This window comes from Pseudomonas sp. 21LCFQ02, assembly GCF_024129895.2.
Taxonomy (GTDB): domain Bacteria; phylum Pseudomonadota; class Gammaproteobacteria; order Pseudomonadales; family Pseudomonadaceae; genus Aquipseudomonas.
This window is the reverse complement of the sequence record NZ_CM178749.1, coordinates 2228107-2252513: the sequence shown is the minus strand read 5'-3', so window position 1 is coordinate 2252513 and position 24407 is coordinate 2228107. Positions and strand designations below refer to the sequence as shown.

At 61.6% G+C, this 24407-nt stretch carries 25 protein-coding genes; 9 read left to right on the top strand and 16 right to left on the bottom strand.

Features of this window, described 5'->3' with window-relative positions:
• Nucleotides 1-23: 23 nt before the first annotated feature.
• The 4 genes from NJC40_RS10230 to NJC40_RS10215 all read left to right on the top strand — a co-directional run bounded on the left by NJC40_RS10230 (nt 24) and on the right by NJC40_RS10215 (nt 3589).
• A complete protein-coding gene (locus tag NJC40_RS10230; protein WP_045487370.1) occupies nt 24-629 on the top strand; it encodes an LPS-assembly lipoprotein LptE in 606 nt (201 codons plus the stop codon).
• A 40-nt stretch (nt 630-669) separates the two neighbouring features.
• The gene (gene holA, locus NJC40_RS10225; protein WP_253142493.1) at nt 670-1707 is read left to right on the top strand and encodes a DNA polymerase III subunit delta; all 1038 of its coding nucleotides are present in this window, start codon (nt 670-672) and stop codon (nt 1705-1707) included.
• Between the two features lie 309 nt (nt 1708-2016).
• The gene (gene arfA, locus NJC40_RS10220) at nt 2017-2172 is read left to right on the top strand and encodes an alternative ribosome rescue factor ArfA (protein ID WP_253142494.1); all 156 of its coding nucleotides are present in this window, start codon (nt 2017-2019) and stop codon (nt 2170-2172) included.
• Between the two features lie 85 nt (nt 2173-2257).
• Nucleotides 2258-3589 (top strand): lytic murein transglycosylase, encoded by a 1332-nt coding sequence (locus tag NJC40_RS10215; protein WP_045487362.1) that lies wholly within the window; start codon nt 2258-2260, stop codon nt 3587-3589.
• A 185-nt stretch (nt 3590-3774) separates the two neighbouring features.
• On the opposite strand, the gene lipA is transcribed toward NJC40_RS10215, so the two are convergent.
• From lipA to NJC40_RS10155, 12 genes are all read right to left on the bottom strand, one after another.
• Complete coding sequence (gene lipA / locus NJC40_RS10210) at nt 3775-4782, bottom strand: lipoyl synthase (protein ID WP_045487360.1); 1008 nt, start codon at nt 4780-4782, stop codon at nt 3775-3777.
• Nucleotide 4783: 1 nt separating this feature from the next.
• Nucleotides 4784-5431 (bottom strand): lipoyl(octanoyl) transferase LipB, encoded by a 648-nt coding sequence (gene lipB, locus NJC40_RS10205; protein ID WP_045487357.1) that lies wholly within the window; start codon nt 5429-5431, stop codon nt 4784-4786.
• Nucleotides 5431-5706 (bottom strand): DUF493 domain-containing protein, encoded by a 276-nt coding sequence (locus tag NJC40_RS10200; RefSeq protein ID WP_045487354.1) that lies wholly within the window; start codon nt 5704-5706, stop codon nt 5431-5433. The genes lipB and NJC40_RS10200 overlap by 1 nt, the downstream gene beginning before the upstream one ends.
• Before the next feature lie 175 nt (nt 5707-5881).
• A complete protein-coding gene (locus tag NJC40_RS10195; protein WP_045487351.1) occupies nt 5882-7042 on the bottom strand; it encodes a D-alanyl-D-alanine carboxypeptidase family protein in 1161 nt (386 codons plus the stop codon).
• A 217-nt stretch (nt 7043-7259) separates the two neighbouring features.
• Nucleotides 7260-8267 (bottom strand): septal ring lytic transglycosylase RlpA family protein, encoded by a 1008-nt coding sequence (locus tag NJC40_RS10190; RefSeq protein WP_253142495.1) that lies wholly within the window; start codon nt 8265-8267, stop codon nt 7260-7262.
• Complete coding sequence (mltB, locus tag NJC40_RS10185) at nt 8267-9274, bottom strand: lytic murein transglycosylase B (RefSeq protein WP_045487345.1); 1008 nt, start codon at nt 9272-9274, stop codon at nt 8267-8269. Before mltB ends, NJC40_RS10190 begins: the two co-directional genes overlap by 1 nt.
• Nucleotides 9275-9291: 17 nt before the next feature.
• On the bottom strand, nt 9292-10395 hold the full coding sequence (gene rodA, locus NJC40_RS10180; protein WP_045494235.1) for a rod shape-determining protein RodA: 1104 nt from the start codon (nt 10393-10395) through the stop codon (nt 9292-9294).
• Nucleotides 10396-10426: 31 nt separating this feature from the next.
• Nucleotides 10427-12346 carry a penicillin-binding protein 2 gene (mrdA, locus tag NJC40_RS10175; RefSeq protein ID WP_045487342.1) on the bottom strand — a complete coding sequence of 640 codons (1920 nt, stop codon included), beginning with the start codon at nt 12344-12346 and terminating at the stop codon, nt 10427-10429.
• Between the two features lie 10 nt (nt 12347-12356).
• Nucleotides 12357-12824 carry a 23S rRNA (pseudouridine(1915)-N(3))-methyltransferase RlmH gene (gene rlmH, locus NJC40_RS10170; RefSeq protein WP_045487340.1) on the bottom strand — a complete coding sequence of 156 codons (468 nt, stop codon included), beginning with the start codon at nt 12822-12824 and terminating at the stop codon, nt 12357-12359.
• Between the two features lie 9 nt (nt 12825-12833).
• A complete protein-coding gene (gene rsfS, locus NJC40_RS10165; protein WP_045487338.1) occupies nt 12834-13220 on the bottom strand; it encodes a ribosome silencing factor in 387 nt (128 codons plus the stop codon).
• A 6-nt stretch (nt 13221-13226) separates the two neighbouring features.
• Nucleotides 13227-13937, bottom strand: a complete 711-nt coding sequence (nadD, locus tag NJC40_RS10160) for a nicotinate-nucleotide adenylyltransferase (RefSeq protein WP_253142526.1) — start codon at nt 13935-13937, stop codon at nt 13227-13229.
• A gap of 37 nt (nt 13938-13974) precedes the next feature.
• Nucleotides 13975-15246 (bottom strand): glutamate-5-semialdehyde dehydrogenase, encoded by a 1272-nt coding sequence (locus NJC40_RS10155; protein WP_045487333.1) that lies wholly within the window; start codon nt 15244-15246, stop codon nt 13975-13977.
• 257 nt (nt 15247-15503) lie between these two features.
• On the opposite strand from NJC40_RS10155, the gene NJC40_RS10150 reads away from it, so the two are divergent.
• Together NJC40_RS10150 and NJC40_RS10145 are read left to right on the top strand one after the other, a co-directional pair.
• Nucleotides 15504-16187: a DNA-3-methyladenine glycosylase gene (locus NJC40_RS10150; protein WP_162484333.1), complete on the top strand. Its 684-nt coding sequence runs from the start codon at nt 15504-15506 to the stop codon at nt 16185-16187.
• A gap of 2 nt (nt 16188-16189) precedes the next feature.
• On the top strand, nt 16190-17512 hold the full coding sequence (locus tag NJC40_RS10145; RefSeq protein WP_253142496.1) for a bifunctional DedA family/phosphatase PAP2 family protein: 1323 nt from the start codon (nt 16190-16192) through the stop codon (nt 17510-17512).
• Between the two features lie 264 nt (nt 17513-17776).
• Here the strand turns inward: NJC40_RS10145 and NJC40_RS10140 are convergent, their stop codons facing one another.
• The 3 genes from NJC40_RS10140 to NJC40_RS10130 are packed head-to-tail and all read right to left on the bottom strand — an operon-like array spanning nt 17777 to nt 19453.
• On the bottom strand, nt 17777-18367 hold the full coding sequence (locus NJC40_RS10140) for an LON peptidase substrate-binding domain-containing protein (RefSeq protein WP_045487327.1): 591 nt from the start codon (nt 18365-18367) through the stop codon (nt 17777-17779).
• Nucleotides 18368-18377: 10 nt separating this feature from the next.
• Nucleotides 18378-19094, bottom strand: coding sequence for an LrgB family protein (locus tag NJC40_RS10135; RefSeq protein WP_045487324.1), 717 nt, complete (start codon nt 19092-19094; stop codon nt 18378-18380).
• Nucleotides 19091-19453: a CidA/LrgA family protein gene (locus tag NJC40_RS10130; RefSeq protein ID WP_045487321.1), complete on the bottom strand. Its 363-nt coding sequence runs from the start codon at nt 19451-19453 to the stop codon at nt 19091-19093. Before NJC40_RS10130 ends, NJC40_RS10135 begins: the two co-directional genes overlap by 4 nt.
• A gap of 352 nt (nt 19454-19805) precedes the next feature.
• Here NJC40_RS10130 and NJC40_RS10125 point away from each other — a divergent pair, with 352 nt between their 5' ends.
• From NJC40_RS10125 to NJC40_RS10115, 3 genes are all read left to right on the top strand, one after another.
• Complete coding sequence (locus NJC40_RS10125; protein WP_045487319.1) at nt 19806-20261, top strand: MaoC family dehydratase; 456 nt, start codon at nt 19806-19808, stop codon at nt 20259-20261.
• A gap of 278 nt (nt 20262-20539) precedes the next feature.
• Nucleotides 20540-22264 (top strand): C13 family peptidase, encoded by a 1725-nt coding sequence (locus NJC40_RS10120; RefSeq protein WP_045487317.1) that lies wholly within the window; start codon nt 20540-20542, stop codon nt 22262-22264.
• Between the two features lie 42 nt (nt 22265-22306).
• A complete protein-coding gene (locus NJC40_RS10115) occupies nt 22307-22948 on the top strand; it encodes a Rossmann-fold NAD(P)-binding domain-containing protein (RefSeq protein WP_253142497.1) in 642 nt (213 codons plus the stop codon).
• Between the two features lie 93 nt (nt 22949-23041).
• Here NJC40_RS10115 and gudD read toward each other — a convergent pair whose 3' ends face one another.
• The gene (gene gudD, locus NJC40_RS10110) at nt 23042-24394 is read right to left on the bottom strand and encodes a glucarate dehydratase (RefSeq protein WP_253142498.1); all 1353 of its coding nucleotides are present in this window, start codon (nt 24392-24394) and stop codon (nt 23042-23044) included.
• Nucleotides 24395-24407: the final 13 nt, after the last annotated feature.

Sequence of the window (24407 nt, the reverse complement as noted above, 5' to 3'; positions counted from 1 at the left end):
ACGGGTTCAAGGGGAGTATCAAGATGATCAAACGCAATCTGCTGGTGATCGGCATGGCCGTGGTATTGAGTGCCTGTGGCTTCCAGTTGCGTGGTACCGGCACCAACCAGTTGAGCATCACCGAGCTGGACGTAAGCGCCCGCAATGCTTACGGCGAGACCGTCACCCAGCTCAATCGCCTGCTCACCGCCGGCGGCGTCAAGGTCTACACCGGCGCACCGTACAAACTGGTCCTGGTCAACGAAGCCGAGACCCAGCGTACCGCCAGTTACTCCGGCTCTGGCCGTTCTGCCGAGAACCAGCTGACCTCGACCCTCAACTACGAAATCCGCGGTATCCAGGATCGCTTCCTGCTGGCTGACAAGATCTCTGTCGATCGCATTTATGTTCACGACGGCAACAACCTGACCGGCTCCGACCAGGAAGCCGCGCAGATCCGTCAGGAAATGCGTCACGATCTGGTACAGCGCATGCTGGCCCGTCTGCAACAGTTGACTCCGCAGCGTCTGGACCAATTGCAAGCCCAGGCTGATGAAGTGGCCCGTGCCGAGGAACAAGCGCGTCAGGAGGCCCAGCGCCTGCGTGACGAAACACCTCAGCAGTCACCTATCGAAATCCCCGGCCGCTAAGCCTCAGGGGCCAGTACGCTGGCCCCGAAGCTGCCTGACCATGAAGCTCGCCCCCGCCCAACTCGGCAAACACCTGCAAGGGACTCTCGCACCGGTCTATGTGATCAGTGGCGATGACCCCCTGCTTTGCCAGGAAGCTGCTGACGCCATTCGCGCCGCAGCGCGCCTGCAAGGCTTCGACGAACGTCAGGTGTTCAGCGCCGACAGCAACTTTGACTGGGGCACCCTGCTCCAGGCCGGCGCCAGCCTGTCGCTGTTCGCTGAACGGCGTCTGCTGGAACTGCGCCTGCCCTCGGGCAAGCCCGGTGACAAGGGCGCTGCGGCGCTGATCGAGTATTGCTCGCGCCCGGCTGAAGATACGCTGCTGCTGATCAGCCTGCCCAAGCTTGACGGGAGCGCGCAGAAAACCAAGTGGGGCAAGGCACTGATCGACGGCCAACACTGCCAGTTCGTCCAGATCTGGCCGGTGGACGCCGGCCAGTTGCCGCAGTGGATCCGCCAACGTCTGTCCCAGGCCGGGCTGGCGGCCACCCAGGACGCGGTGGAACTGATTGCCGCACGGGTCGAAGGCAACCTGTTGGCTGCCGCCCAGGAAATCGAAAAGCTCAAGCTGATGGCCGAAGCCGGCCAGATCACGGTGGACACCGTGCAGGCTGCGGTGGCTGACAGCGCGCGGTTCGATGTATTCGGCCTGACCGACGCGGTGCTCAATGGCGAAGCCGCGCATGCACTGCGCATTCTTGAAGGGTTGCGCGGCGAGGGCGTAGAGACGCCGGTCGTGCTTTGGGCCCTGACCCGCGAGCTGCGCTCGCTGGCGACCATGGCCATGCAATACAACCAGGGCATGCCGCTGGACAAAGTGTTCAGCTCGGCGCGCCCGCCGGTCTGGGACAAACGCAAGCCGTTGATGAGCAAAGCCCTGCAACGGCTGTCCAGCAAGCGCTGGAACCAGCTGTTGCTCGAAGCCCAGCGCATTGATGAGCAGATCAAGGGCCAGGCACCAGGCTCGGCCTGGAGCAGCCTGGGCCGCCTGGCACTGCTGATGGCAGGCCAGCGCCTGGCGCTGCCTGCCGAGTAGCAGCGGCTTGAGCCGCGAAAGCCTCGCATCACGAACTGTTCAGATAAGCGCTGCATGCCTTTGCGGGAACGAGCTCGCTCGTGAAGGGGCCGGCAAAGTCACACCAGATGTCGTGTTTTCACTGGCTTCTTCGTCGGTATGCCGCCCAGACCAAGCTCGCGCCCACCGGGGCATAAAGCACTTAACTGAACACTATTGCGGCCAAAGCCGCTCTTGCAGTGGCGGTCTGCATGATAGTGCAGAGCTATTGGACAACGCCGCCCACAAGCCTGATGATGCGCCCCGTTCAACCCACCGGGGAATCCTGCCATGAGCCAGAAAAAACGGCCCAACAAAGCCAAGTCCATCGTCGCCCAGCCACTGTTCCGTTGTCGTCAGGAACGCCCGGCCAAGGGCAAAGGCAGTTACCAGCGCGAAGCCTTCCTGTCAAAAAACTGGGAGGCTTCCTGCTTTATGGCGGCTTGATAAATGCCGTTACTTTCCAAGCCCCTGCAACGTTGCGGGCATGTTAAGGTCTGCATCTAAACGGTATTCCTTTCTGGACCCCAGCATGCATTTCTGTTTGACCCAGCCCTGGCCGTTACGCCAGCTGATCGCCGCCTCCAGCCTCGTTGCACTGGTCGCCTGCGCTGAAAAGCCCACCGCCGCCGATGCCACGCCTCTGCAAACCAGCAAAACCAATGCTCCAGCGGTTCTGACGCCAGTCGCTCCGCTGCAGGTCGACCAGAATCTGGCGATCGCGCCGACCATCAGCTTTGCCGAATGGCAGTCGGGCTTTCGCAACCAGGCCTTGCAGGCCGGCATCCGTGGTGAGGTGTTCGACAAGGCCTTCGCCGGCGTGACTCCGGACATGAGCGTGGTCAAGGCCGACCGCAGCCAGCCCGAGTTCAGCCGGCCGGTGTGGGAGTACCTCGATAACGCCATTTCCAATTCCCGGGTGCGCAAGGGCCAGGCGCTGCTGACCCAGTACGCCAGCGAGCTGCAGAGCATTGAGCAGCGCTATGGCGTCGACCGCCAGGCGCTGGTAGCGGTCTGGGGCATGGAGAGCAACTTCGGCCAGTTCCAGGGCTCACAGTCGGTGATCCGCTCGCTGGCGACCCTGGCTTATGAAGGCCGGCGCCCGGCCTTCGCGCAAAACCAGCTGCTCGCGGCGCTGCAGATTCTTCAGCAAGGTGATATCACCCCGGAACGCATGCTGGGTTCCTGGGCCGGCGCCATGGGCCAGACCCAATTCATGCCCACCACTTACCACACCCATGCGGTGGACTTCGACGGTGACGGCCGCCGTGATATCTGGAACAGCCCGGTAGATGCCCTGGCATCCGCTGCCCATTACCTGCAAAGCTCAGGCTGGCAACGTGGCCAGCCTTGGGGTTATGAAGTGGTGCTGGGCGGCGATTTCGACTATGCCCTGGCCGACCCGACAGTGCGCAAGAACCTGGCGCAGTGGCAGGCGCTGGGGGTCAAACTGCCCGACGGCTCGGCGCTACCATTGGCGGCCAGCCAGCAGCAGGCCTCGTTGCTTTTGCCAGCGGGCTATCGTGGCCCGGCCTTCCTGGTGCTGGACAACTTCCGCGCCGTGCTCAAGTACAACAACTCAACCTCTTACGCGATGGCGATCAACCTGCTGGCCGATCGGCTCAAGGGCGCAGGGTTTATCGTAGGCAACTGGCCAAAGAGCGATCTGCCGTTGAGCCGCTCCGAGCGTATCGAGTTGCAGAGCCTGCTCAGTGCCCGTCAGTACGACGCTGGCGCGCCGGACGGGATAATCGGTGCCAATACCCGCAAGGCGATCCGCAGCGCCCAGCAGGCCTTTGGCTGGCCGGCGGACGGCTATCCGACCCATGAGTTGCTCAACGCCCTGCGCAAACCCGCATCCTGATTCAGATCGGCCGGGGCGGCTTGCGAAACGCCGTCTGCTGCCGCTACCCACCACGGCGCCGATCTGGCATTGGGCGGCGCCTGGCTAATATCGGCTCCAGGAGCAAGCGCAATCAACAGCAACAGACATCACAAATAAAAAGGGCCGGATATCACTATCCGGCCCTTTTGCTTTTCAGCCTGGGATCACAGGGCTTTCTTGGCGATCTTGGCTTGCTCGTCAGCGTGGTACGAAGAGCGGACCAACGGGCCGGAGGCGACGTTCTTGAAGCCCATGCGGTAGCCTTCCTCGGCGAACCAGGCAAAGGTGTCGGGGTGTACGAAGCGTTGCACCGGCAGGTGGTTGCGCGAAGGTTGCAGGTACTGACCCAGGGTCAGCATGTCGATGTCATGTTCGCGCATGCGCTGCATGACTTCGATCACTTCGTCGTCGGTCTCGCCCAGGCCCAGCATCAGACCGGATTTGGTCGGTACATGCGGCACCATCTGCTTGAAGCGTTGCAGGAGGGTCAGCGACCACTGATAGTCCGAACCCGGCCGCGCAGCCTTGTACAGGCGCGGTACGGTTTCCAGGTTGTGGTTGAACACATCCGGCGGCTCGGCTGCGGTGATTTCCAGGGCCACGTCCATCCGCCCACGGTAGTCAGGCACCAGGGTTTCCAGTTGCACGTTGGGCGACAGGGCGCGGATTTCGCGGATACAGTCAGCGAAGTGCTGGGCACCGCCGTCGCGCAGGTCGTCGCGGTCGACGGAGGTGATCACCACGTACTTCAGGCGCAGGTCGGCGATGGCCACCGCCAGGTTGTGCGGCTCATCGACGTCCAGTGGCTTCGGACGACCATGGCCCACGTCGCAGAACGGGCAACGACGGGTGCAGATGTCGCCCATGATCATGAACGTCGCGGTGCCACCGGAGAAGCACTCGCCAAGGTTCGGGCAGGACGCCTCTTCACAGACACTGTGCAGCTTGTGCTTGCGCAGCAATTGCTTGATGCGGTCGACTTCCGGCGAAACCGGGATACGGACGCGAATCCAGTCGGGTTTTTTCGGCAGTTCTACGGTCGGAATGATCTTGACCGGGATACGTGCGACTTTTTCCGCGCCGCGCAGCTTCACGCCGGCTTCGACTTTGGGACGGGGCGCGCGTTCGGAAATGTCGAGCGCGGGGATCAGGGTTTGCACGGTTTCAGTCATATCAGTCTATTCCGCCCGTAAGGGTCGCCTGCTCAGCATAGTCGAGGTGTCTGACGAGCTGCGCACGCAGCCGGGCACTTACCTCGGCAAATTCTATTGACCCGGCATGTTCGCTCAGCTGGGTCATCTTCAGCCCCGCATAACCGCAGGGATTGATGCGCCGGAACGGTTCCAGGTCCATGTCGACGTTCAACGCCAGGCCATGAAACGAACAACCGTTGCGAATGCGCAGGCCGAGCGACGCGATTTTCGCGCCGTCGACATAGACACCTGGTGCATCGGCCTTGGCCGCTGCAGTAACACCGTAGCTGCCCAGCAACTGGATCAGGCTGTTCTCGATCCGGGTAACAAGATCGCGAACACCACAGCCCTTGCGCCGGACATCCAGCAGCAGATAGGCAACCAGTTGACCAGGGCCATGATAAGTCACCTGGCCACCACGATCGACCTGCACGACCGGAATATCTCCGGGCAACAGCAGATGCTCGGCCTTGCCGGACTGCCCCTGGGTAAATACCGGCGGGTGCTCGACCAGCCAGACCTCATCGGCAGCCTCGCGGCTACGGGTGTCGGTAAAACGCTGCATCGCCTGCCAGGCCTGGCGGTAATCGACCAGACCCAGTTCACGAATGCCCAGTACATCGCTCATCAGAGCACCATGTGCACGATACCTGTCGCGCGCAAGGCGCTGTTGATATCGCGCAGTTGCTCTTCGCCGGTGGCGACGATGTGCAGTTGTACCGTGGTGTACTTGCCGTTGCTGCTTTGGCGCTCGGCCAGGGTGTCGATATCCACCGTGGCGTACTTGCTGAGGATCTCGATCACAGTATCAGTAAAGCCCACACCGGTATCACCGATCACCTTGATCGGGTAGTCGTTGCAGGGAAACTCGATTTTTGGCGACTGGACGTCGGTATCGGTCATGGCAGTAAAGGTCTCACAAGCCGTAAAGACGGACACGCCGCTGGTCCCAGGCAAGGACAAGCGGCGAAAAGATCGGCATTGATCAGGGCACACACAATAATCGGTTACGCGGGGTCAGGCGCCGTAACGGAGCGGCTTGCCTGACCCAGGCTCGCGATCTGCGTGCGAACCCGAATTAATTGAACAGGCCGAAGAAGAACAGGCGAATGCTATCCCACACGCGGCGGAAAAAGCCACCTTCCTCAACAGCATCGAGTGCGATCAGGTCAGCGGTGTGTATCACTTTGTCGTCCATGCGCACTTCAACCTTGCCGATAACATCGCCTTTGGCGATAGGCGCGATGAGCTGCGGATTCATGGTCATGCTGGCCGACAGCTTCTTCATTTGCCCTTTAGGCATGGTCAGGCTCAGATCCGACGCCAGGCCAGCCTTGACCTGACGTGTTGCACCTTTCCAGACCGGAGCCTGGGCCAGCTCCTGGCCTTTCTGGTAGAAGTTCTGGGTTTCGAAGAAACGGAAACCGTAGGTCAGCAGCTTCTGGGTTTCAGCCGCACGGGCCTGCTCGCTGTTGGTGCCGAAGACCACGGCGATCAGACGAGTGCCATCACGTACCGCCGACGACACCAGGCAGTAGCCAGCCTCTTCGGTGTGACCGGTCTTCAGGCCATCAACTGTCTTGTCGCGCCACAGCAGCAGGTTACGGTTAGGCTGCTTGATGCCGTTCCAGAAGAACTCTTTCTGCGAGTAGATCGCATAGTGCGCCGGATCTTCGTTGATGATCGCGCGGGCCAGCTTGGCCATGTCGTGCGCCGAGGAGTAGTGCTCGGGGTGCGGCAGGCCGGTGGGGTTCATGAAGTGGGTGTTGGTCAGCTTGAGGTCGGCCGAGGTCTTGTTCATCAGGTCGGCAAACGCGTCTTCACTGCCGGCGATGTGCTCGGCAATCGCCACACTGGCATCGTTACCCGACTGAATGATCACGCCGTGCAGCAGATCACTGACGCTGACCTGGCTGCCAACCTTGATGAACATCCGCGAGCCACCGGTGCGCCAGGCATTTTCACTGACGGTTACCGGGTCATTTTCACCGATCTGGCCACGACGGATTTCCAGGGTCGCGATATAGGCGGTCATCAGTTTGGTCAGGCTGGCTGGCGGCAGACGCTGGTCGCCGTTGCTCTCCACCAGAACGTTACCGCTGGCGGCATCCATCAGCACGTAGGACTTGGCGGCCAACTGCGGTGCAGCCGGTGTCATCTGCTCTACGGCCCATGCAGTGGGGGCGATCATCAGTGGCACTAGCAGGCACAGACGTTTTGCGAAGGTTGTGATGTTCATCCGTCTCTCGAAATTGCTGAATGGGCAGATATGCCCTCGCGGGCAAAACTCAAGGATCCGTCGCAGGCAGCGCCGCCCACGAGGTCCCGTAATGCCAGGCCAAACCTGGCAGGCAAGCCCCACAGGGCATTGCCGTCTACAACGCCGCCTCCTGCTCTGCACGGCAGATTGAGGCACGCTGCGCACCACCGGCGCACATGTCGCCGGCAGCGGTGGATCAATCGGCGGTTACCACACTGGGTTGCCCCAGGTTGGCCGACCTTACGCTGTCCTGCAGTTGCTGGGCCTCACCCTGCGTCGCCACCGGCCCCATCCGCACGCGATAGAGCGTCTGCTGGTTGCGGGCGATGGAACTGACGAACACCGGTGCGCGGACCATCGTGCTCAGCTTCGAGCGCAGCAGCTCCGCAGCATCCGGATTGGCGAAGGCTCCGACCTGGAGAAACAGCCCATCGGCTGATCCTGAAGCGTTTTTTTTTGCCTCGTCCTGCAAGGGTACAGGCGGCGCGGCGTGTTGCTGAGGCGGCGGTGTCCATTGCTCGATGGTCCCGGCCGAGGCAGTGATCACCGGCGCGGCGGGCTTGGGAGCCGGCTGTGCCTGGGCCATCATCAACGGCGCCGAGCGGCCACGCTGGGCCCACCACTCCTGAGGATCGATGCCTTCGACCTTGACCCGCGCCGTGCCGCTTTCGGCATAGCCAAGCTTCTTGGCCGCAGCATAGGACAGGTCGATGATCCGGTCCGAATAGAACGGCCCGCGATCGTTGACCCGCAGTACCACAGTGCGGTTGTTGTCGAGGTTGGTGACCTTCACGTAGGTCGGCAGCGGCAAGGTCTTGTGCGCGGCACTCATGCCATACAGGTCATAGACTTCGCCGTTGGCGGTGTTCTGGCCGTGGAACTTGGTGCCATACCAGGATGCCGTACCGGTGGCCACATAACGCCGACCATCGTTCATCGGAAAATAACTCTTGCCCAACACGGTGTAGGGGTTGGCCTTGAAGGCACCGGTGTGCAGGGTCGGGGTGGCGTCGGGAATCTTCGAGATATCCACATCCCACCATGGCGCGCCATCCTTGTGGGCGCGGTTGATGTCCAGCCCCGGCGCAGAGCGCACGGTCTGACTGCCGCTGTGTTGCGGTGAGCGGCTGGACGACGAGCAGCTGGCAAGCACCAGACCGATCCCGACATACACCAGCAATTTGAATGAGGTACTTGCCCGCATTACTTGACGCCTCGAGCTTGAACCAGAGATTCGGAGAGCTGATGCACGGCCATGGCGTACATCACACTCCGGTTATAGCGAGTGATCGCGTAAAAATTGTTCAACCCTATCCAGTATTCGGGCCCGTTGTCACCCTCCAGGCGAAACGCGGTCACTGGCAGGTCATCGCGCAGCGCATCATGACTTGCCCAGCCCAGGCCTCGCAACTCTCCCAGGCTCATGACCGGATCAAGCCCAGGGCTCAGGCCCTGCTCGGCTTGCGCGCCCGAGACATTGGCGCGGCTGACCACTGGCTGGCCCGCTGCCCAGCCGTGACGCTTGAAATAACTGGCAACACTGCCGATGGCATCGTCCGGATCAGTCCAGATGTTGATATGGCCATCACCGTCGAAATCTACCGCATAGGCGCGAAAGCTGCTGGGCATGAACTGCGGCAGCCCCATCGCCCCGGCATAGGAGCCCTTGATGGTCAGCGGGTCGATCTGCTGTTCACGGGCCAGCAGCAGGTACTCGCGCAGCTCTTTGCGAAAGAACGTGGCGCGTGGCGGATAGTCGAAACCCAGGGTCGAAAGTGCATCGATCACCCGGTAATTACCGGTATTACGACCGAAAAATGTTTCTACGCCGATGATCGCGACAATGACCTGGGCAGGCACTCCGTACTCGCGCTCGGCGCGTGCCAAGGTGGCCTCGTGCTGACGCCAGAAATCCACGCCACGGGCGATCCGCGCTTCGGTGATGAACATCGGCCGGTATTCTTTCCACGGCTTGACCCGCTCCGCTGGCCGGGAGATCGCATCGAGAATTGCCTGCTTGCGCTCCACATCACGGAACACACCCACCAGTTGTTCGCCGGCAAAGCCGTAGTCGCGGGTCATCTCGGCGACAAACTCGGCGACCTGCGGCGAGCCATCGTAGGAACCGGCCACAGCCTCCTGAAGCGAGCCCAGGAGGCTCATCAGGCTGACCAGCGGTACGTAGCGAGCCAGGTTGCGCGCTGCTTGCATTGAATAGTTCACCTTAATCAAGCCTGTGCAATCCATTTGCGGTGGGTATGAATCGACATCAAAACGCCAAACGCTGACAGCAAGGTCACGAGTGAAGTTCCGCCATAACTAATGAAGGGCAATGGAACCCCCACCACCGGCAGCAGACCGCTGACCATGCCGATGTTGACGAAGACGTATACAAAGAAGGTCATGGTCAGTGCTCCGGCCAGCAACTTGCCGAACAGCGTCTGGGCCTGGGCGGTGATCACCAGCCCACGACCAATCAACAGCAGGTAGACGATCAGCAGCGCACAGATGCCGACCAGGCCGAACTCTTCACCGAGCACCGCAATGATGAAGTCGGTGTGGCTCTCTGGCAGAAAGTCCAGGTGCGACTGGGTGCCCAGCAGCCAGCCTTTGCCGAATACGCCGCCCGAACCAATCGCCGCCTTGGACTGGATGATGTTCCAGCCGGTGCCCAGCGGGTCGCTTTCCGGATCAAGGAAGGTCAGTACCCGCTGTTTCTGGTAGTCATGCATGAAGAACATCCACATGACCACAGAAGCTGGCACGATGGCCGCCACCACACTCAGAATCCAGCGCCAGCGCAACCCGGCCATGAACAGCACGAAAGCACCGGAGGCCAGGATCAACAATGAGGTGCCCAGGTCAGGCTGGCGCACGATCAGCACAAAGGGAACGCCGATCAGGCCAAGACTGACCACCACATGCTTGAGCTGCGGCGGCAGGCTGCGCTTGGACAGATACCAGGCAATCGTGGCCGGCATGAGAATCTTGAGAAACTCCGAGGGCTGGAAGCGGATCACCCCGGGGATGTTGATCCAGCGGGTCGCCCCCATGGCGTTATGGCCCATGATGTCGACCACCACCAGTAACAGCACGCCGACCACATAGCCGACCGGCACCCAGCGGGCCATGAACCGGGGTTCGAACTGGGCGATGATGACCATCGCCACCATGCCGATGCCGAACGAACTGGCCTGTTTGAGCAGCAGATCCCAGTTCTTGCCGCTGGCCGAATACAGCACGAACAGGCTGCCGGCCGCCAGAATCAGCAGCAGCACCAGCAATGGCCCGTCGATATGAATGCGCTGCAGCAGCGTCGCCCGGCGACGCATCACGTCTTCGCTGGACAGCACCCGGTCGAAATTACTCTTCACGGCCGGTGGCCTCCACAACAGGCGCAGAGCCGCGCTCAGGATTGAACGAGCCGGCATATTCGGCTTTCAGATGACCGTTGCCGTCGAGCAGCCAGGCATCCATCACCTGCCGCACCACTGGCGCCGCGACCCCGGAACCGGACTCACCGTTTTCGACCATCACCGCCACGACGATCCGGGGGTTGTCGGCCGGCGCGAAACCGACGAACAAGGCGTGGTCGCGATGGCGCTCCTGAACCTTGCTGCGGTCGTACTTCTCGCCCTGCTTGATCGCCACCACCTGAGCGGTACCGCTCTTGCCGGCAATCCGGTACTGAGCGCCAATCGACGCCTTGCGCGCAGTACCGCGGGCACCGTGCATCACTTCCTGCATGCCGTGGTTGACCCTGGCCCAGTTGTTCGGGTCGCGCAGGATGATGTCCGGTATCGGGTTCTCGTCCACCGGTGTCTGACCTTCGATGGTCTTGGCCAGGTGCGGACGGATCCACTTGCCTTTACTGGCCACCAGTGCCGTGGCCTGGGCCAGTTGCAGCGGCGTGGCCTGCATGTAGCCCTGACCGATACCGAGAATCAGGGTCTCGCCGGGGAACCACGGCTGGCGGCGGGTGGTGCGCTTCCACTCACGCGAAGGCATCAGGCCGGGAGACTCTTCGAACATGTCCAGCGAGACCTTCTGGCCAATCCCGAACTTGTTCATGTAGGTCGACAGCTTGTCGATGCCCAGCTTGTGGGCCAGATCGTAGAAGTAGGTGTCGTTGGAGCGCATGATCGCGGTGTCCATATCCACCCAGCCGTCACCGGAGCGGTTCCAGTTACGGTATTTGTGGTCATAGTTGGGCAACTGGTAATAACCGGGGTCGAACACCCTGGAAGTCGGCGTCACCGCCCCGCCATCCAGACCGGCGATGGCCACCGCCGGCTTGATGGTCGAGCCCGGCGGGTAGAGGCCGCGCAGGATGCGGTTGAACAACGGCCGGTCAATCGAATCACGCAACTCGGCGTAGGCCTTGAAGCTGATCCCGGTGACGAACAGGTTCGGGTCGAAGCTCGGTGCACTGACCATCGCCAGCACTTCACCGGTGTTCGGGTCCAGCGCCACGACAGCGCCGCGACGCCCGCCCAGCGCCGCCTCGGCGGCTTCCTGCAGGTGGATGTCCAGGCCCAGCACGATGTCCTTGCCCGGCACCGGGTCGGTACGCTTGAGCACCCGCAGCACCCGACCACGGGCGTTGGTCTCGACTTCTTCGTAGCCGACCTGGCCATGCAGTTCGTTTTCGTAGAAACGCTCGATGCCGGTCTTGCCGATATGGTGCGTGCCGCTGTAGTTGATCGGGTCGAGGGTCTTGAGCTCTTTCTCGTTGATCCGCCCGACATAGCCTACCGAGTGGGCGAAGTGCGGGCCTTGCGGATAGTGCCGGACCAACTGGGCGACCACTTCCACCCCTGGCAGACGGAACTGGTTCACCGCGACCAGAGCAATCTGCTCTTCGGTCAGCTCGAACAGGATCGGCACCGGCTCGAACGGCCGCCGGCCCTGCTTCATGCGCTTCTCGAAGATAACCCGGTCATCGGCGCTCAATTGCAGCACATCGACGATGGTGTCGAGCACCTTGGCCCAGTCGCCGGCCCGCTCGCGGGTCACGCTCAGGCTGAAGCTTGGCCGGTTGTCAGCAATCACCACGCCGTTACGGTCATAGATCAGGCCACGGCTCGGCGGAATCGGCTGGACGTGGACGCGGTTGTTCTCAGACAGTGTCGAGTGGTAGTCGTACTGAATGACTTGCAGGTAATACAGCCGCGCAATCAGCACACAGACCAGCAGCACGATGGCCACAGCCCCGACCACAACACGGCTGCGCACCAGGCGGGCGTCTTTCTCGTGATCTTTGAGGCGGATCGGCTGGGACATTCGAAACGTACTACTTGTGGTAAGGATGACCGGACAGAACTGTCCAGGCGCGGTAGATCTGCTCGCCGATCAAGATACGAACCAGCGGATGCGGCAAGGTCAGCGGCGACAACGACCAGCGTTGCTCACTGCGCGCACAAACCTCCGGTGCCAGCCCTTCCGGGCCGCCGACCATAAGGTTGACGGTACGCGCGTCCAGCCGCCAGCGATCCAGCTCGCACGCCAGTTGCTCGGTGCTCCATGGCTTGCCATGCACTTCCAGCGTCACGATCCGTTCACCGGGCTGGACCTTGGCCAGCATGGCCTCGCCTTCCTGCCGGATGAGGCGCGCCACATCGGCATTCTTGCCACGGGTGTTGAGCGGGATCTCTATCAGTTCCAGCGCCAGCTCAGGTGGCAGGCGCTTGGCATATTCATGCCAGCCTTCTTCCACCCACTTGGGCATGCGTGAACCTACAGCAATCAGGCGTATGCGCACGGCAAGGTCTTATTCGTGACCAGGGGTATGGTGCGCTGCGCTGGCTGCACGGCTTTGCTCGGCACCCTGCCACAGACGCTCCAGGTCATAGAACTGACGCGATGCAGCGGTCATCACGTGCACGACGACGTCACCCAGGTCCAGCAGTACCCAGTCGCTGTCGCCCTTGCCTTCTTCACTCAGCGGCTGGACTCCGGCGGCCTTGACCTTCTCGCGGACATTTTCGACCAGCGCATTGAGCTGACGGTTGGAGCTACCGGTGCAGATCAGCATGTAATCGGCGATGCTGGTCTTGTCGCGCACGTCCATCTTGAGGATATCGGTACCTTTTACGTCTTCCAGGGCCGCGATGGCGAGGTCGACGATTTCTTCACTGCTCAGTTTCTGTTTGCTCATGAACACTCATTCACTCTTCAATGTGGATACATCCGCAGGCTTGCCGTGCAAGCCATTGTCGGGTGCTCCCTCGGTATTGGGCGCACGGTACAGACCGTGTGCTTCGATATAGGCCAGAACGGCGTCAGGCACCAGAAAACGCACTGATCGGCCTGCCGCCAGTGACTGGCGGATCTGGGTGGCAGACACCGACAGCGGCGTCTGCCAGACAAAGGTAATCTGCCCGCCCGGCCCGTCCAGAGCCTTGGGGTCGCCGACCGCCCGAGCGGCGACCAGGTCGCGCAGGGCTTCAGGCGGTTCGCTGTCGGCATCGGGCCGCTGCAGCACCACGATGTGGCAATGCTCCAGCAGTTCTTCCCAACGATGCCAGGACGGCAAGCTGCAAAAGGCATCCCAGCCCAACAGCAAAAACAGTTGATCGTGTGCAGCCATCCCGGCACGCATCGACTCCAGGGTATCGACGGTGTAGGACGGCTTGTTGCGGCGCAACTCACGGTCATCGACCGTCAACGGCGCTACCCCGGCCACGGCGCTACGCACCATGGCCAGGCGGTTTTCAGCGGTCACACTCGGCAACTCACGATGCGGGGGCCGGGCACTGGGCGTCAGACGCAGTTCATCGAGTTCGAGCAGCTCGGCCACTTCCAGGGCGCCACGCAGATGGCCGATATGCACCGGGTCAAACGTGCCGCCCAACATGCCGATACGCCTGGGCAGGGCGAGCGCAGGCTCACTCATGTCAGGCAGGCTCAACTCAGACGGGCTCCTGTCCACGCAGCTGGCCATCCCCGATCACGATGTACTTCTCACAGGTCAGGCCTTCGAGCCCCACAGGGCCGCGAGCATGCAGCTTGTCGGTGGAGATGCCGATCTCGGCGCCCAGGCCGTACTCGAAGCCGTCGGCAAAGCAGGTCGGTGCGTTGACCATCACCGAACTGGAATCGACTTCAGCCATGAAGCGCCGAATCTGCGCCTGATGCTCGGAGACGATGCCGTCACTGTGGTGCGAGCCATAGTGATTGATATGCTCGATGGCCTCGTCGAGGCTGGCCACCACACGGATCGACAGAATCGCTGCCAGATACTCGGTGTGCCAGTCTTCTTCGGTGGCCGGCACTACATCAATCAACGCCCGGGTCCGCTCACAACCGCGCAGCTCGACGCCCTTTTCGCGCAGTTGCGCGGCCATCGGCGGCAAGAAATCGGCGGCAATGGCCTGATCGACCAGCAGGGTCTCCATCGCGCCGCAGATGCCATAACGGTAAGTCTTGGCGTTGAAGGCGATCTTCTGTGCCTTGTCCAGCTCCGCATGGGCGCTGACATAGATATGGCAGATACCGTCCAGATGCTTGATCACCGGCACCCGGGCGTCACGGCTGATGCGTTCGATCAGGCCCTTGCCACCGCGCGGCACGATCACATCGACGAACTCGGGCATGCTGATCAACGCGCCGACCGCCGCACGGTCAGTGGTCTCGACCACCTGCACGACACCGGCCGGCAGACCGGCTTCGGCGAGACCCCGGGCGATACAGGTCGCCACGGCGCGGTTGGAATGGATGGCCTCGGAGCCGCCCCGCAGGATGGTCGCGTTACCGGACTTCAGGCACAGGCTGGCGGCATCGATGGTCACGTTCGGCCGCGACTCATAGATGATGCCGACCACGCCCAGCGGTACGCGCATCTTGCCAACCTGAATGCCGGAGGGTCGATGACTCATGTCACGGATGGCGCCGACCGGGTCCGGGAGGCTGGCAACCTGACGCAACCCGACGATCATGCTGTCGATACGTGCGGGGGTCAGGGCCAGGCGGTCGAGCAGGGCCGGTTCAAGGCCGTTGGCCCGGCCATTGGCCAGGTCTTGTTCGTTGGCGGCGGTCAGCTCGGCGCGAGCGGCGTCGAGTGCCGCAGCGGTGGCCAGCAGGGCGCGGTTCTTTTGCGCAGTGCTGGCCCGGCCGATCACGCGCGACGCCTCACGGGCGGCACGTCCAAGGCGGGTCATGTAGTCAAGAACGGACTCAGTCATGGTCTCAGAGGTCTTGGCAGCGAAGAAAGCGGTCGATTATAGCTGTCAGGCCGACTTAACGACAGCGCAGACAGGCGGATGGTTACGATACTGGCAAAATCTTCATCAATACCCGGTATATCGAGCCCCACAGGGGGGTGCTCGACGCTGAAACACTGGCTTGTCATCTTCCGATACAACAAAGCACTGAAAAAACCGCGATAGCGAAAGCCGCACGCTTGCTATGATCGGCGCCCTGCCCTTGCCCGCGAGCCACCATGCCCACTGCGCTGCCTAATATCCTGCCCGACAGCTTCTTCAATCGCGATGCCCAACTGCTGGCCCGCGACCTGCTGGGCAAGGTCATCCGGCACAAGGTCGGTGATTTATGGCTGGCGGCCCGCATCATCGAGACCGAAGCCTATTACCTGGCCGAAAAAGGCAGCCATGCCTCGCTGGGTTACACCGAAAAGCGTAAAGCGTTGTTTCTTGATGGCGGGCACATCTATATGTATTACGCCCGTGGCGGCGACTCGCTCAATTTCAGCGCCGAAGGGCCGGGCAACGCCGTACTGATCAAATCGGGCATGCCTTGGGTCGATGCGTTCAGCGATGCCAATGCCCTGGCACAGATGCAACTGAACAACCCTGATGCCAGTGGTGCCCTGCGTGCGCCCGAGCGGTTGTGTGCCGGGCAAACCCTGCTGTGCAAGGCCATGGGCCTGAAAGTGCCAATGTGGGACGCCAAGCGCTTCGACCCTGAGCGCATCTTTGTCGAAGACGTCGGGCTACGCCCGCCCCGCATCATTCAGGCTGCCCGCCTGGGCATCCCGTCCGGGCGTGACGAACACCTGCTGTATCGTTTCGTGGACGCCGAACAGGCACGCTGGTGCACACGGAACCCTCTCAGGCGCGGTCAGGTCGAAGGCCGCGATTACCTCATTCTGGATCAAGGAAATTGACCATGGGCGAATGGCTCAACGGCATTACCGGCTGGCTGACCGCCAACCCTTCCTGGGTCGCGGCAGCCATTTTCATCGTCGCGTTCATTGAGTGCGTGGCCATTGCCGGGATCGTGGTCCCCGGTACGGTGCTGATGTTTGCCATCGCAGCGCTGGCCGGCAGCGGGATTCTGGGCCTCAGCGACGTTCTGCTGCTGGGTTTTGCCGGGGGTATTCTGGGCGATCTGGTTTCGTATGCCGTGGGCCGGCGCTTTCACCAAAATATCCGCCGCCTGCCCGGCCTGCGTTCGCACCCGGAGTGGATGACCGGTGCCGAGGCGTATTTCCAGCGCTACGGTATTGCCAGCCTGCTGGTCGGCCGCTTCATCGGCCCGCTGCGGCCCATGCTGCCGATGATTGCCGGCATGTGCGACATGCCCTTTCCGCGTTTTCTGGCGGTCAGCATCATCGCCACCATCGGCTGGTCAATCGCTTACCTGTTGCCCGGCTGGGCCGCCGGTGCTGCCATTCGCCTGCCATTGCCAGAAGGCTTCTGGGGTGAGGCCGCTGTTGTCGGTGGGGTTCTGGCAGCGGTGTTTGGCCTGAGCATCCAGAGCAGCATGCGCAAGCAGCGCTATGCGACCCGGCTGATCAGTGGCTTGTGCCTGGTGACCATGGTGGCACTGTTTATCGGCTGGCCGTGGCTGGACAAGTTCGATCAGGGCCTGATGACGCTGGTGCAAGAGCATCGCAGCGAGGCGGCGCAGAACATTGTCCTGCTGGTGACCAGTATTGGTGATTTCCACACCCAGTTGCTGGCGGCGGCTCTGGTGGTACTGGTGCTGCTGGTTGCCCGGCAGTGGCGCCATGCGGCATTCGCGGTTGTCACCATGCTCGGCACTGCTTGTGCCAACGGTGCGCTCAAGGCGTTCTTTGCCCGCGCCCGGCCAGAGGTGCTGGTCGACCCGCTGACCACCTACAGCATGCCCAGCGGGCATAGCTCGGCAGCGTTTGCATTGTTCATGACCCTGGCCGTGCTCGCTGGCCGCAGTCAGCCGGTGCGGCTGCGCCTGGCCTGGCTGGTGCTGGGGGGCATTCCGGCGCTGGCCATTGCGCTGTCGCGGGTTTATCTGGGCGTGCATTGGCCGACCGACATTCTGGCCGGGATGATGCTGGCGCTGGGTATCTGTGCGGCGAGCCTGACGATTATTCAGCACCGCGAGCCGCTGCCGGCCATGTCGGCACGGGTCTGGTGGCTGTTGGTGCCGGCGGTGACGGCTTTGCTGGGTGGTTTTGCGGTCAATGCGCTGTCGCATGCGGTGTTGCGGTATCAGTATCTGATGTAGCGACGACTGGAAAGCGATCCGCTTTGGCTGCGAGTTGACATTTAGACTGATGAAAAGTCCTTCATCGTGTTGTCTGCACTTCAGGTTTCGCCCTGCTGGGCGAGTTACTTTGGAGCGCCAAAGTAACCAAAACGCTTGCGACGGCTAGTCCCGCTTCAAGCGGGATTCCCTCGCTCCGGTGCCGATTTGGCGTTCGGCGTCGTCTGGGCCATCTTGGTTCGTAGAGCAAAAGCAAGATCAACGGCGGTTGGCCGTTGCTCGGGCTTACGCCTGCAGGTCGCCCTGCATTTCGTCGAGCAGGCTCTGGATGGCGACCAGGCGCTCTTCGGGGTCGTCGATTTCCAGCAGTTCGATCTTGTCCTGCTCATCGAATGGCAGCAGGTAGGCCAGCTGGTTACCCAGCGATTGCTGGCCTGCCGCTTCCAGGCCCATGTCCAGCGAAGCGACCATTGGGTGTTCGGCCAGTGCATGCAGCAGCGCCACCAGGTCGGCGTCTTCTTCCTGCAAAGGCCGCTCTTGATGATCTTCTAGCCAGTGCACATCGGCGACCAGCAGTTGGTCGCGCTGGACTTCAGCACTGACAACCCGGAAGCGTCGCCCACCCACCACACGGATGCCCAGCAGGCCGTTGTCCTGTTGCTGGAAGTCGCGCACCAAGGCTTCACAGCCGATCAGCGAGTAGCCGCCCGGCGCAACACCGACCTCGCTACCTTGGGTGATGCACACCACGCCGAAGCCTTCATTGCGCTTCATGCAGCGACCGATCATGTCCAGATAGCGGGCCTCGAACAATTGCAGGTCCAGCACGCAGCCCGGAAACAACACGGTGTTCAATGGAAACAGCGGCAACGTCATAACAAGCTCCTTACACGACAACAGAGACCGCCAGCGGCAGACACAACGCCGTCGCCACACCCATCAGACTCATGGCCAGTGCGGCAAACGCACCCGCCTCCTCGCCTTCCTGCAACGCCTGGGCAGTACCCACCGCATGGGCGGTCAAGCCCAGTGCCATGCCGCGCGCAGCAGGATTATCCACCCCGCTCAATGACAACAGTAGCGGGCCGAGGATAGCCCCCAGCACGCCGGTAATCAGTACGAACACCGCAGCCAGCGCAGCGACGCCGCCCATTTGCTCGGCCACCAGCATGGCAATCGGTGACGTCACCGACTTGGGCGCCAGGGTCATGAGGATCATATGATCGGCCCCCAGCAACTCACCCAGCGCCAGACACAGACCGGTCACCAACACACCACCCAGCACCAGCGTAGTCAAGGTTGGCCATAACAACTGACGAATCCGGCGCAAATTCAGATAAAGCGGCACGGCAAGTGCAACCGTGGCGGGCCCCAGCAACGTGCCGAGGATCGCGGTGCTGTCGCGGTACTGCTCATAACTCAGGCCACAGGCCAATAAAATGCCAATCAGAATGGCCATCGACACCAGCACTGGCTGCAGCAGCACCAGGCGGCTTTTTTCGTATGCGGCCATCGCCAGTTGATAGGCGCCCAGCGTGATACCGATGCCAAACAACGGGTGGTTGATCACCGCCCCCCAGGCGCCGTGCCAGTCGAGCATCATGGGGTTTCCTTACGGCGGGCCTGGCGCTCGGTGAGTTTTTGCATCAATACGCCGACAAACACCACCGACACCACTAGCGACACCACCAAGGTGCCGAAGATCGCCCAGAAGTCCCGGGCAATCGCCCCGGCATAAGCCATCACCCCCACCGCCGGCGGCACCAGCAGCAATGGCAGGTAACGCAGCAGACTGGTCGCGGCCTGGCTGATCGGCTCATCGACCTCCCCGCGCACCATCAAAAAGCCCAGCAACAAGATCATGCCAATGATCGGCCCCGGCAGGATGGGGATAAACAGGTGATTGAGTGCAGTCCCCAGCAACTGGAACAACACCAGCGCCGTCAGTCCTCGTAGCAGCATGCGTACTCCGGCAAATGCAAATGTACGGGGCTCATTATAAGCATGGCAAACCTGCGGCCATATAACACTCCCTCAGACTTGACCTAATGGCCAGGCTCTGCTGATCTTCAGCGGTCCTGCATTAGGGGCTGTTGCCGTTTCATCCCAACCACGCCGAGGTCCAATACTGTTCAAATAAGCGCCGCATGCCTTTGTGGGAGCGACCTTAGTCGCGAAAGGGCCGGTAAAATCACAGCATCTACTGCGAATGTGCCGCCGTCTTCGCCAGCAAGCGGGCTACCACCGGTCTAACAGAACAGTATTGCGCCGAGGTCAACACCCCATAGCAGATTTCATTATCAAGGAGAGAACCATGCCCTATGTACCGGCACACCAACTCACGCAATACATTGGCAAGGAACTGGGATGTTCCGACTGGCTGAGCATCGACCAGGCGCGTATTGACCTGTTTGCCGAAGCCACCGGCGATTTTCAGTTCATCCATGTCGACCCGGTCAAGGCCGCGAAGACCCCGTTTGGCGGCACCATCGCCCACGGTTTTTTGTCGCTGTCACTGATCCCGGTGCTGATGGGCGACCTGATGGTCCTGCCTGAAGGCCTGAAGATGGTGGTTAACTACGGGCTGGACAGCGTGCGCTTCATTCAGCCGGTGGCGGTTGGCTCGCGGGTGCGCCTGAAGCTGCAACTGACCGAGGTCAACGAGAAAAAACCTGGACAGTGGCTGCTCAAAGGCACGGCCACGATGGAAATCGAAGGCCAGGAGAAACCGGCCTACATTGCCGAACCACTGACCTTGTGTTTCGTGTAACGGCCATTGGGTGCCTCTAAAAACGTAGGCGAGGCAGCCAGCGCAAGACGAAAACAGGCGAGAGAGCGCAGTTTACGGATTGTAAATGAGCATTTTGAGCCTGTTTTCAACGCAACGGTGGCAACGAAGGTGGTTTTTAGAGGTGCCCTATTGGTACGAAACAGTCATTACTGACTGTTTCGTCAACCTGACAGCCTGCGGCATACTTCTGATCACGGCATCAAGGCTCGAAACGAGCCTGGGCCGCCCCTGCCGATTCATACCCCTTGAGACCTGACATGCGCGCGCTTGCCCCACTGGCACTGACCCTCCTGATCGCTGGCTGCGGAGACGGCGAGTCGCTGCTGCCGCCTGACGGCCGCCTGCCGGATGGCGGACGCTATCGTGGCGATCTGGTCAACGGCCTGCTGCAAGGTCAGGGACGTATCGACTACCCCAATGGCAGCTGGTATCAGGGTCAGTTCGACCGCGGCCAGTGGCATGGCCAGGGTGAATGGCGGGCCAGCAACGGGGATGTCTATAAAGGCGGGTTCGAGCACGGCCTCTACAGCGGCCAGGGCATTCTGACCACCCGTACCAGCAGTTACGTGGGTGCGTTCAAGCAAGGCCGCCGTGAGGGTGAAGGGACCTACAAGGAAAAGGACCTGCTCTACCGTGGCGGGTTCAAGGCTGACCTTTACGACGGCGCCGGCCGCCTGGAGCTGGATGACGGCACCCAGTATCAGGGCCAGTTCAGCCGCGGCAAACCCAATGGCGAAGGGATGCGCAGCGATGCCAGCGGCAATCAGTACAGCGGCCGCTTCGTCAACGGCCAGTTGCAAGGCAAGGGCACGTTCAGCAGTGCCGAGGGCGATCAATACATTGGCAACTTTCACGATAACCAGCTCGACGGCAAGGGCCGCTATGAGAACAGCGACGGCGATGTCTGGAGCGGCCAGTTCAGCGCAGGCGCCTTCACCGGCAAAGGCGAACTGATCGGCACCGATGGCAGCCGCTATCAGGGCGAGTTCAGCAACTGGCGCTTCAACGGCGAAGGCAAATTGCACTTGGCCGATGGCAGCACCTATACCGGTGGTTTCGCCAATGACACCTATCAGGGCCAAGGCACCCTGACTCAAGCCGACGGCACGGTGCTGCGTGGGGTCTGGGCCAATGGCCAACTGGTCCGCGATGCCAAGGGCGAGCTGCTGCCCGACACGCTGGAAACCGGCTTGCTGGCCCAGGGTGTACTGCTCGATAACGCCCTCAAGGCGGTGCCGGCCTCAACCCCGGCGGTGGAGCTATACAGCCTGGTGGTCGGCGGCGACGGCAAACAGAGCGTATTCAAGCGCGAGGCGGATTATGTCGGCAACCTGCTCAAGACCCGCTTTGGCGCTCACGGCCAGGTCAGCCTGGTCAACCACCGCGACCACATGGCCGATCGCCCCATGGCAACCCGCGAGACCATCAGCCGGGCGATCCAGACCCTGGCCCAACGCAGCGGCCCGGAAGACCTGATCTTTATCTACCTGACCAGCCACGGCACGCACGATCATCAACTGGTACTCGACCAGCCGCGCCTGTCACTGTCCGACCTGCCGGCCGACCAACTGGCCACAGTCATGGCGCCGCTGCACAATCGCGACAAGATCATCGTGATCTCGGCCTGCTATTCCGGCGGGTTCATTCCGGCGCTCAAAGACGAACGTACGCTGATCATGACCGCCGCACGCGCCGACCGGGTTTCGTTCGGCTGCACGGAAGAGGCTGACTTCACCTACTTCGGTGATGCACTATTCGCCAAGGCGCTGGTCGAAACAGATAACCTGCAACAGGCTTTCGATCAGGCCAGTGCGTATGTCGCACGCCGCGAGATCGAAGACAATTTCGAGGCATCCGAGCCCCAGATATGGGCGCCAAAGGGGGTGGTCGCCCGCTGGCAACAACTGCGCAAAAACCAGGCAGAACGCGCGCTGAATACGACGTTGACTCGCAAGGATGCGAAGATTTCCAGTAGCCGCTAGACGAAGAACCCGGTTCTTCTGACAGATCAAGGGAGAAACATCATGTACTTGACGCCGCAACACATCCTGCTCGCAGGCGCCACAGGACTGACAGGCGAACACCTGCTCGATCGCCTGCTCAATGAACCCACTGTCAGCCGGGTCCTGGCCCCGACCCGTCGGCCGCTGGTGAAACATCCGCACCTGGAAAACCCTATCGGCGATCTTGCCGGCCTGCTGCCGCAACTCGATGGCCGGGTGGATATCGCTTTCTGCTGCCTGGGGACCACTATCAAACAGGCCGGCTCCCAGGAAGCCTTCCGCGCCGTCGACCTGGATCTGGTACTGGCTTTCGCGGCCCGCGCCCGTGCGCTGGGTGCCCGGCATCTGCTGGTGATCAGCGCCATTGGTGCCGACCCGAAGTCCAGCGTGTTCTACAACCGCATAAAAGGCGAGATGGAGCAGGCGCTGCAAGCGCAGCACTGGCCACAACTGACCATCGCCCGCCCTTCCCTGCTGGTCGGCAACCGTCCTGAGACACGCTGGGCAGAACAGTTGGCAGCGCCCATCGCCAAGCTGCTGCCGGGCAAGTACGGCGCCATCGAAGCCTGCAGCCTGGCCCGCGCCCTGTGGCGCCTGGCGCTGGAAGAACAGGATGGGGTGCGGATTGTCGAGTCTGATGAGTTGCGTAAGTTAGGCAAGTAGATCATTGCCCGCGAGAAATAAAAAAACGGCGCACAAGGGGAATGTGCGCCGGTTGCCAGCATCGTGGCCAGGGTTATCCGTTAAAGCAGCCGATCAACGCACCATGCATGGCTGTTTGTTGTTGAACGTCCAGTTCGGCACCAGAAACTGCATGGCGGTGGCGTCGTCGCGAGCGCCCAGCCCCATGTTTTTGTACAGCTCGTGAGCCTTGCCCAACTGATCCAGGTCCAGCTCGACACCCAGCCCGGGCTTGTTCGGTACAGCCACCTTGCCGTCGACAATCTTGAACGGCTCCTTGGTCAGACGCTGGCCGTCCTGCCAGATCCAGTGGGTATCGAGCGCGGTGATCTCGCCCGGCGCGGCAGCGCCGACCTGAGTGAACATCGCCAGCGAAATATCGAAGTGGTTATTGGAATGCGAGCCCCAGGTCAGGCCCCATTCGTGGCACATCTGCGCAACCCGTACCGAGCCCTGCATGGTCCAGAAATGCGGGTCGGCCAGCGGAATGTCCACCGACTGCAACTGGATCGCATGGCCCATCTGCCGCCAGTCGGTAGCGATCATATTGGTCGCGGTGCGCAGGCCGGTGGCACGCCGGAACTCGGCCATCACTTCACGGCCCGAATAGCCGTTTTCAGCACCGCACGGGTCCTCGGCATAGGCCAGCACATGATGCTGATCGCGGCACAGGCGGATCGCCTCCTTGAGTGACCAGGCGCCGTTCGGGTCCAGGGTGATGCGTGCATCCGGAAACCGCTCGGCCAGCGCGGTGACCGCTTCAATTTCCTCATCGCCGCGCAGCACGCCGCCCTTGAGCTTGAAGTCCTTGAAGCCGTAGCGCTGATAAGCCGCCTCGGCCAGACCAACGATTTTTTCGGGGCTCAGCGCCTCTTGGTTACGCAGGCGAAACCAGGCGTCATCGGCCTCGGCTTCACGGCGATAGTCCAGCGTGGTCTTGCCCTGATCACCGACGTAAAACAGATAACCGAGCATCTCTACCGCATCGCGCTGCTGGCCTTCGCCCAGCAGCGCTGCTACCGGTACATCCAGGTGCTGACCGAGCAGGTCGAGCAGCGCTGACTCCAAAGCCGTTACCGCATGCACAGTGATGCGCAGGTCGAACGTCTGTAAGCCACGGCCTCCCGAATCACGGTCGGCGAAGGCGTTGCGCACCTGATTGAGCAGGCGCTGGTATTGACCAATCGACTGGCCGACCAGCAACTCACGGGCATCTTCCAGGGTCTTGCGGATCGCTTCGCCACCGGGTACTTCACCCACGCCGAGACGCCCGGCATTGTCTTTGAGGATCAGGATGTTGCGGGTAAAGAACGGACCGTGGGCACCGCTGAGGTTGAGCAGCATGCTGTCGTGGCCGGCGACCGGCACCACCTGCAGTTCAGTGATGACCGGAGCACCACGGGTTTGGCTAGCAGTCAGAGCATTCATGATGAAAATTCCT

What these genes read in the sequence shown, in the direction of transcription:
- mrdA (WP_045487342.1), bottom strand. Translation starts at nt 12,346, where the DNA reads ATGTCCCAGCCGATCCGCCTCAAAGATCACGAGAAAGACGCCCGCCTG.
- NJC40_RS10135 (WP_045487324.1), bottom strand. Translation starts at nt 19,094, where the DNA reads ATGATGCTCGACTGGCACGGCGCCTGGGGGGCGGTGATCAACCACCCG.
- mltB (WP_045487345.1), bottom strand. Translation starts at nt 9,274, where the DNA reads ATGCAAGCAGCGCGCAACCTGGCTCGCTACGTACCGCTGGTCAGCCTG.
- NJC40_RS10130 (WP_045487321.1), bottom strand. Translation starts at nt 19,453, where the DNA reads ATGCTGCTACGAGGACTGACGGCGCTGGTGTTGTTCCAGTTGCTGGGG.
- NJC40_RS10155 (WP_045487333.1), bottom strand. Translation starts at nt 15,246, where the DNA reads ATGACTGAGTCCGTTCTTGACTACATGACCCGCCTTGGACGTGCCGCC.
- holA (WP_253142493.1), top strand. Translation starts at nt 670, where the DNA reads ATGAAGCTCGCCCCCGCCCAACTCGGCAAACACCTGCAAGGGACTCTC.
- NJC40_RS10215 (WP_045487362.1), top strand. Translation starts at nt 2,258, where the DNA reads ATGCATTTCTGTTTGACCCAGCCCTGGCCGTTACGCCAGCTGATCGCC.
- NJC40_RS10115 (WP_253142497.1), top strand. Translation starts at nt 22,307, where the DNA reads ATGTACTTGACGCCGCAACACATCCTGCTCGCAGGCGCCACAGGACTG.
- NJC40_RS10150 (WP_162484333.1), top strand. Translation starts at nt 15,504, where the DNA reads ATGCCCACTGCGCTGCCTAATATCCTGCCCGACAGCTTCTTCAATCGC.
- NJC40_RS10145 (WP_253142496.1), top strand. Translation starts at nt 16,190, where the DNA reads ATGGGCGAATGGCTCAACGGCATTACCGGCTGGCTGACCGCCAACCCT.
- rodA (WP_045494235.1), bottom strand. Translation starts at nt 10,395, where the DNA reads ATGCGTCGCCGGGCGACGCTGCTGCAGCGCATTCATATCGACGGGCCA.
- NJC40_RS10230 (WP_045487370.1), top strand. Translation starts at nt 24, where the DNA reads ATGATCAAACGCAATCTGCTGGTGATCGGCATGGCCGTGGTATTGAGT.
- lipA (WP_045487360.1), bottom strand. Translation starts at nt 4,782, where the DNA reads ATGACTGAAACCGTGCAAACCCTGATCCCCGCGCTCGACATTTCCGAA.
- NJC40_RS10125 (WP_045487319.1), top strand. Translation starts at nt 19,806, where the DNA reads ATGCCCTATGTACCGGCACACCAACTCACGCAATACATTGGCAAGGAA.
- NJC40_RS10190 (WP_253142495.1), bottom strand. Translation starts at nt 8,267, where the DNA reads ATGCGGGCAAGTACCTCATTCAAATTGCTGGTGTATGTCGGGATCGGT.
- NJC40_RS10140 (WP_045487327.1), bottom strand. Translation starts at nt 18,367, where the DNA reads ATGACGTTGCCGCTGTTTCCATTGAACACCGTGTTGTTTCCGGGCTGC.
- NJC40_RS10195 (WP_045487351.1), bottom strand. Translation starts at nt 7,042, where the DNA reads ATGAACATCACAACCTTCGCAAAACGTCTGTGCCTGCTAGTGCCACTG.
- lipB (WP_045487357.1), bottom strand. Translation starts at nt 5,431, where the DNA reads ATGAGCGATGTACTGGGCATTCGTGAACTGGGTCTGGTCGATTACCGC.
- gudD (WP_253142498.1), bottom strand. Translation starts at nt 24,394, where the DNA reads ATGAATGCTCTGACTGCTAGCCAAACCCGTGGTGCTCCGGTCATCACT.
- NJC40_RS10200 (WP_045487354.1), bottom strand. Translation starts at nt 5,706, where the DNA reads ATGACCGATACCGACGTCCAGTCGCCAAAAATCGAGTTTCCCTGCAAC.
- arfA (WP_253142494.1), top strand. Translation starts at nt 2,017, where the DNA reads ATGAGCCAGAAAAAACGGCCCAACAAAGCCAAGTCCATCGTCGCCCAG.
- NJC40_RS10120 (WP_045487317.1), top strand. Translation starts at nt 20,540, where the DNA reads ATGCGCGCGCTTGCCCCACTGGCACTGACCCTCCTGATCGCTGGCTGC.
- rsfS (WP_045487338.1), bottom strand. Translation starts at nt 13,220, where the DNA reads ATGAGCAAACAGAAACTGAGCAGTGAAGAAATCGTCGACCTCGCCATC.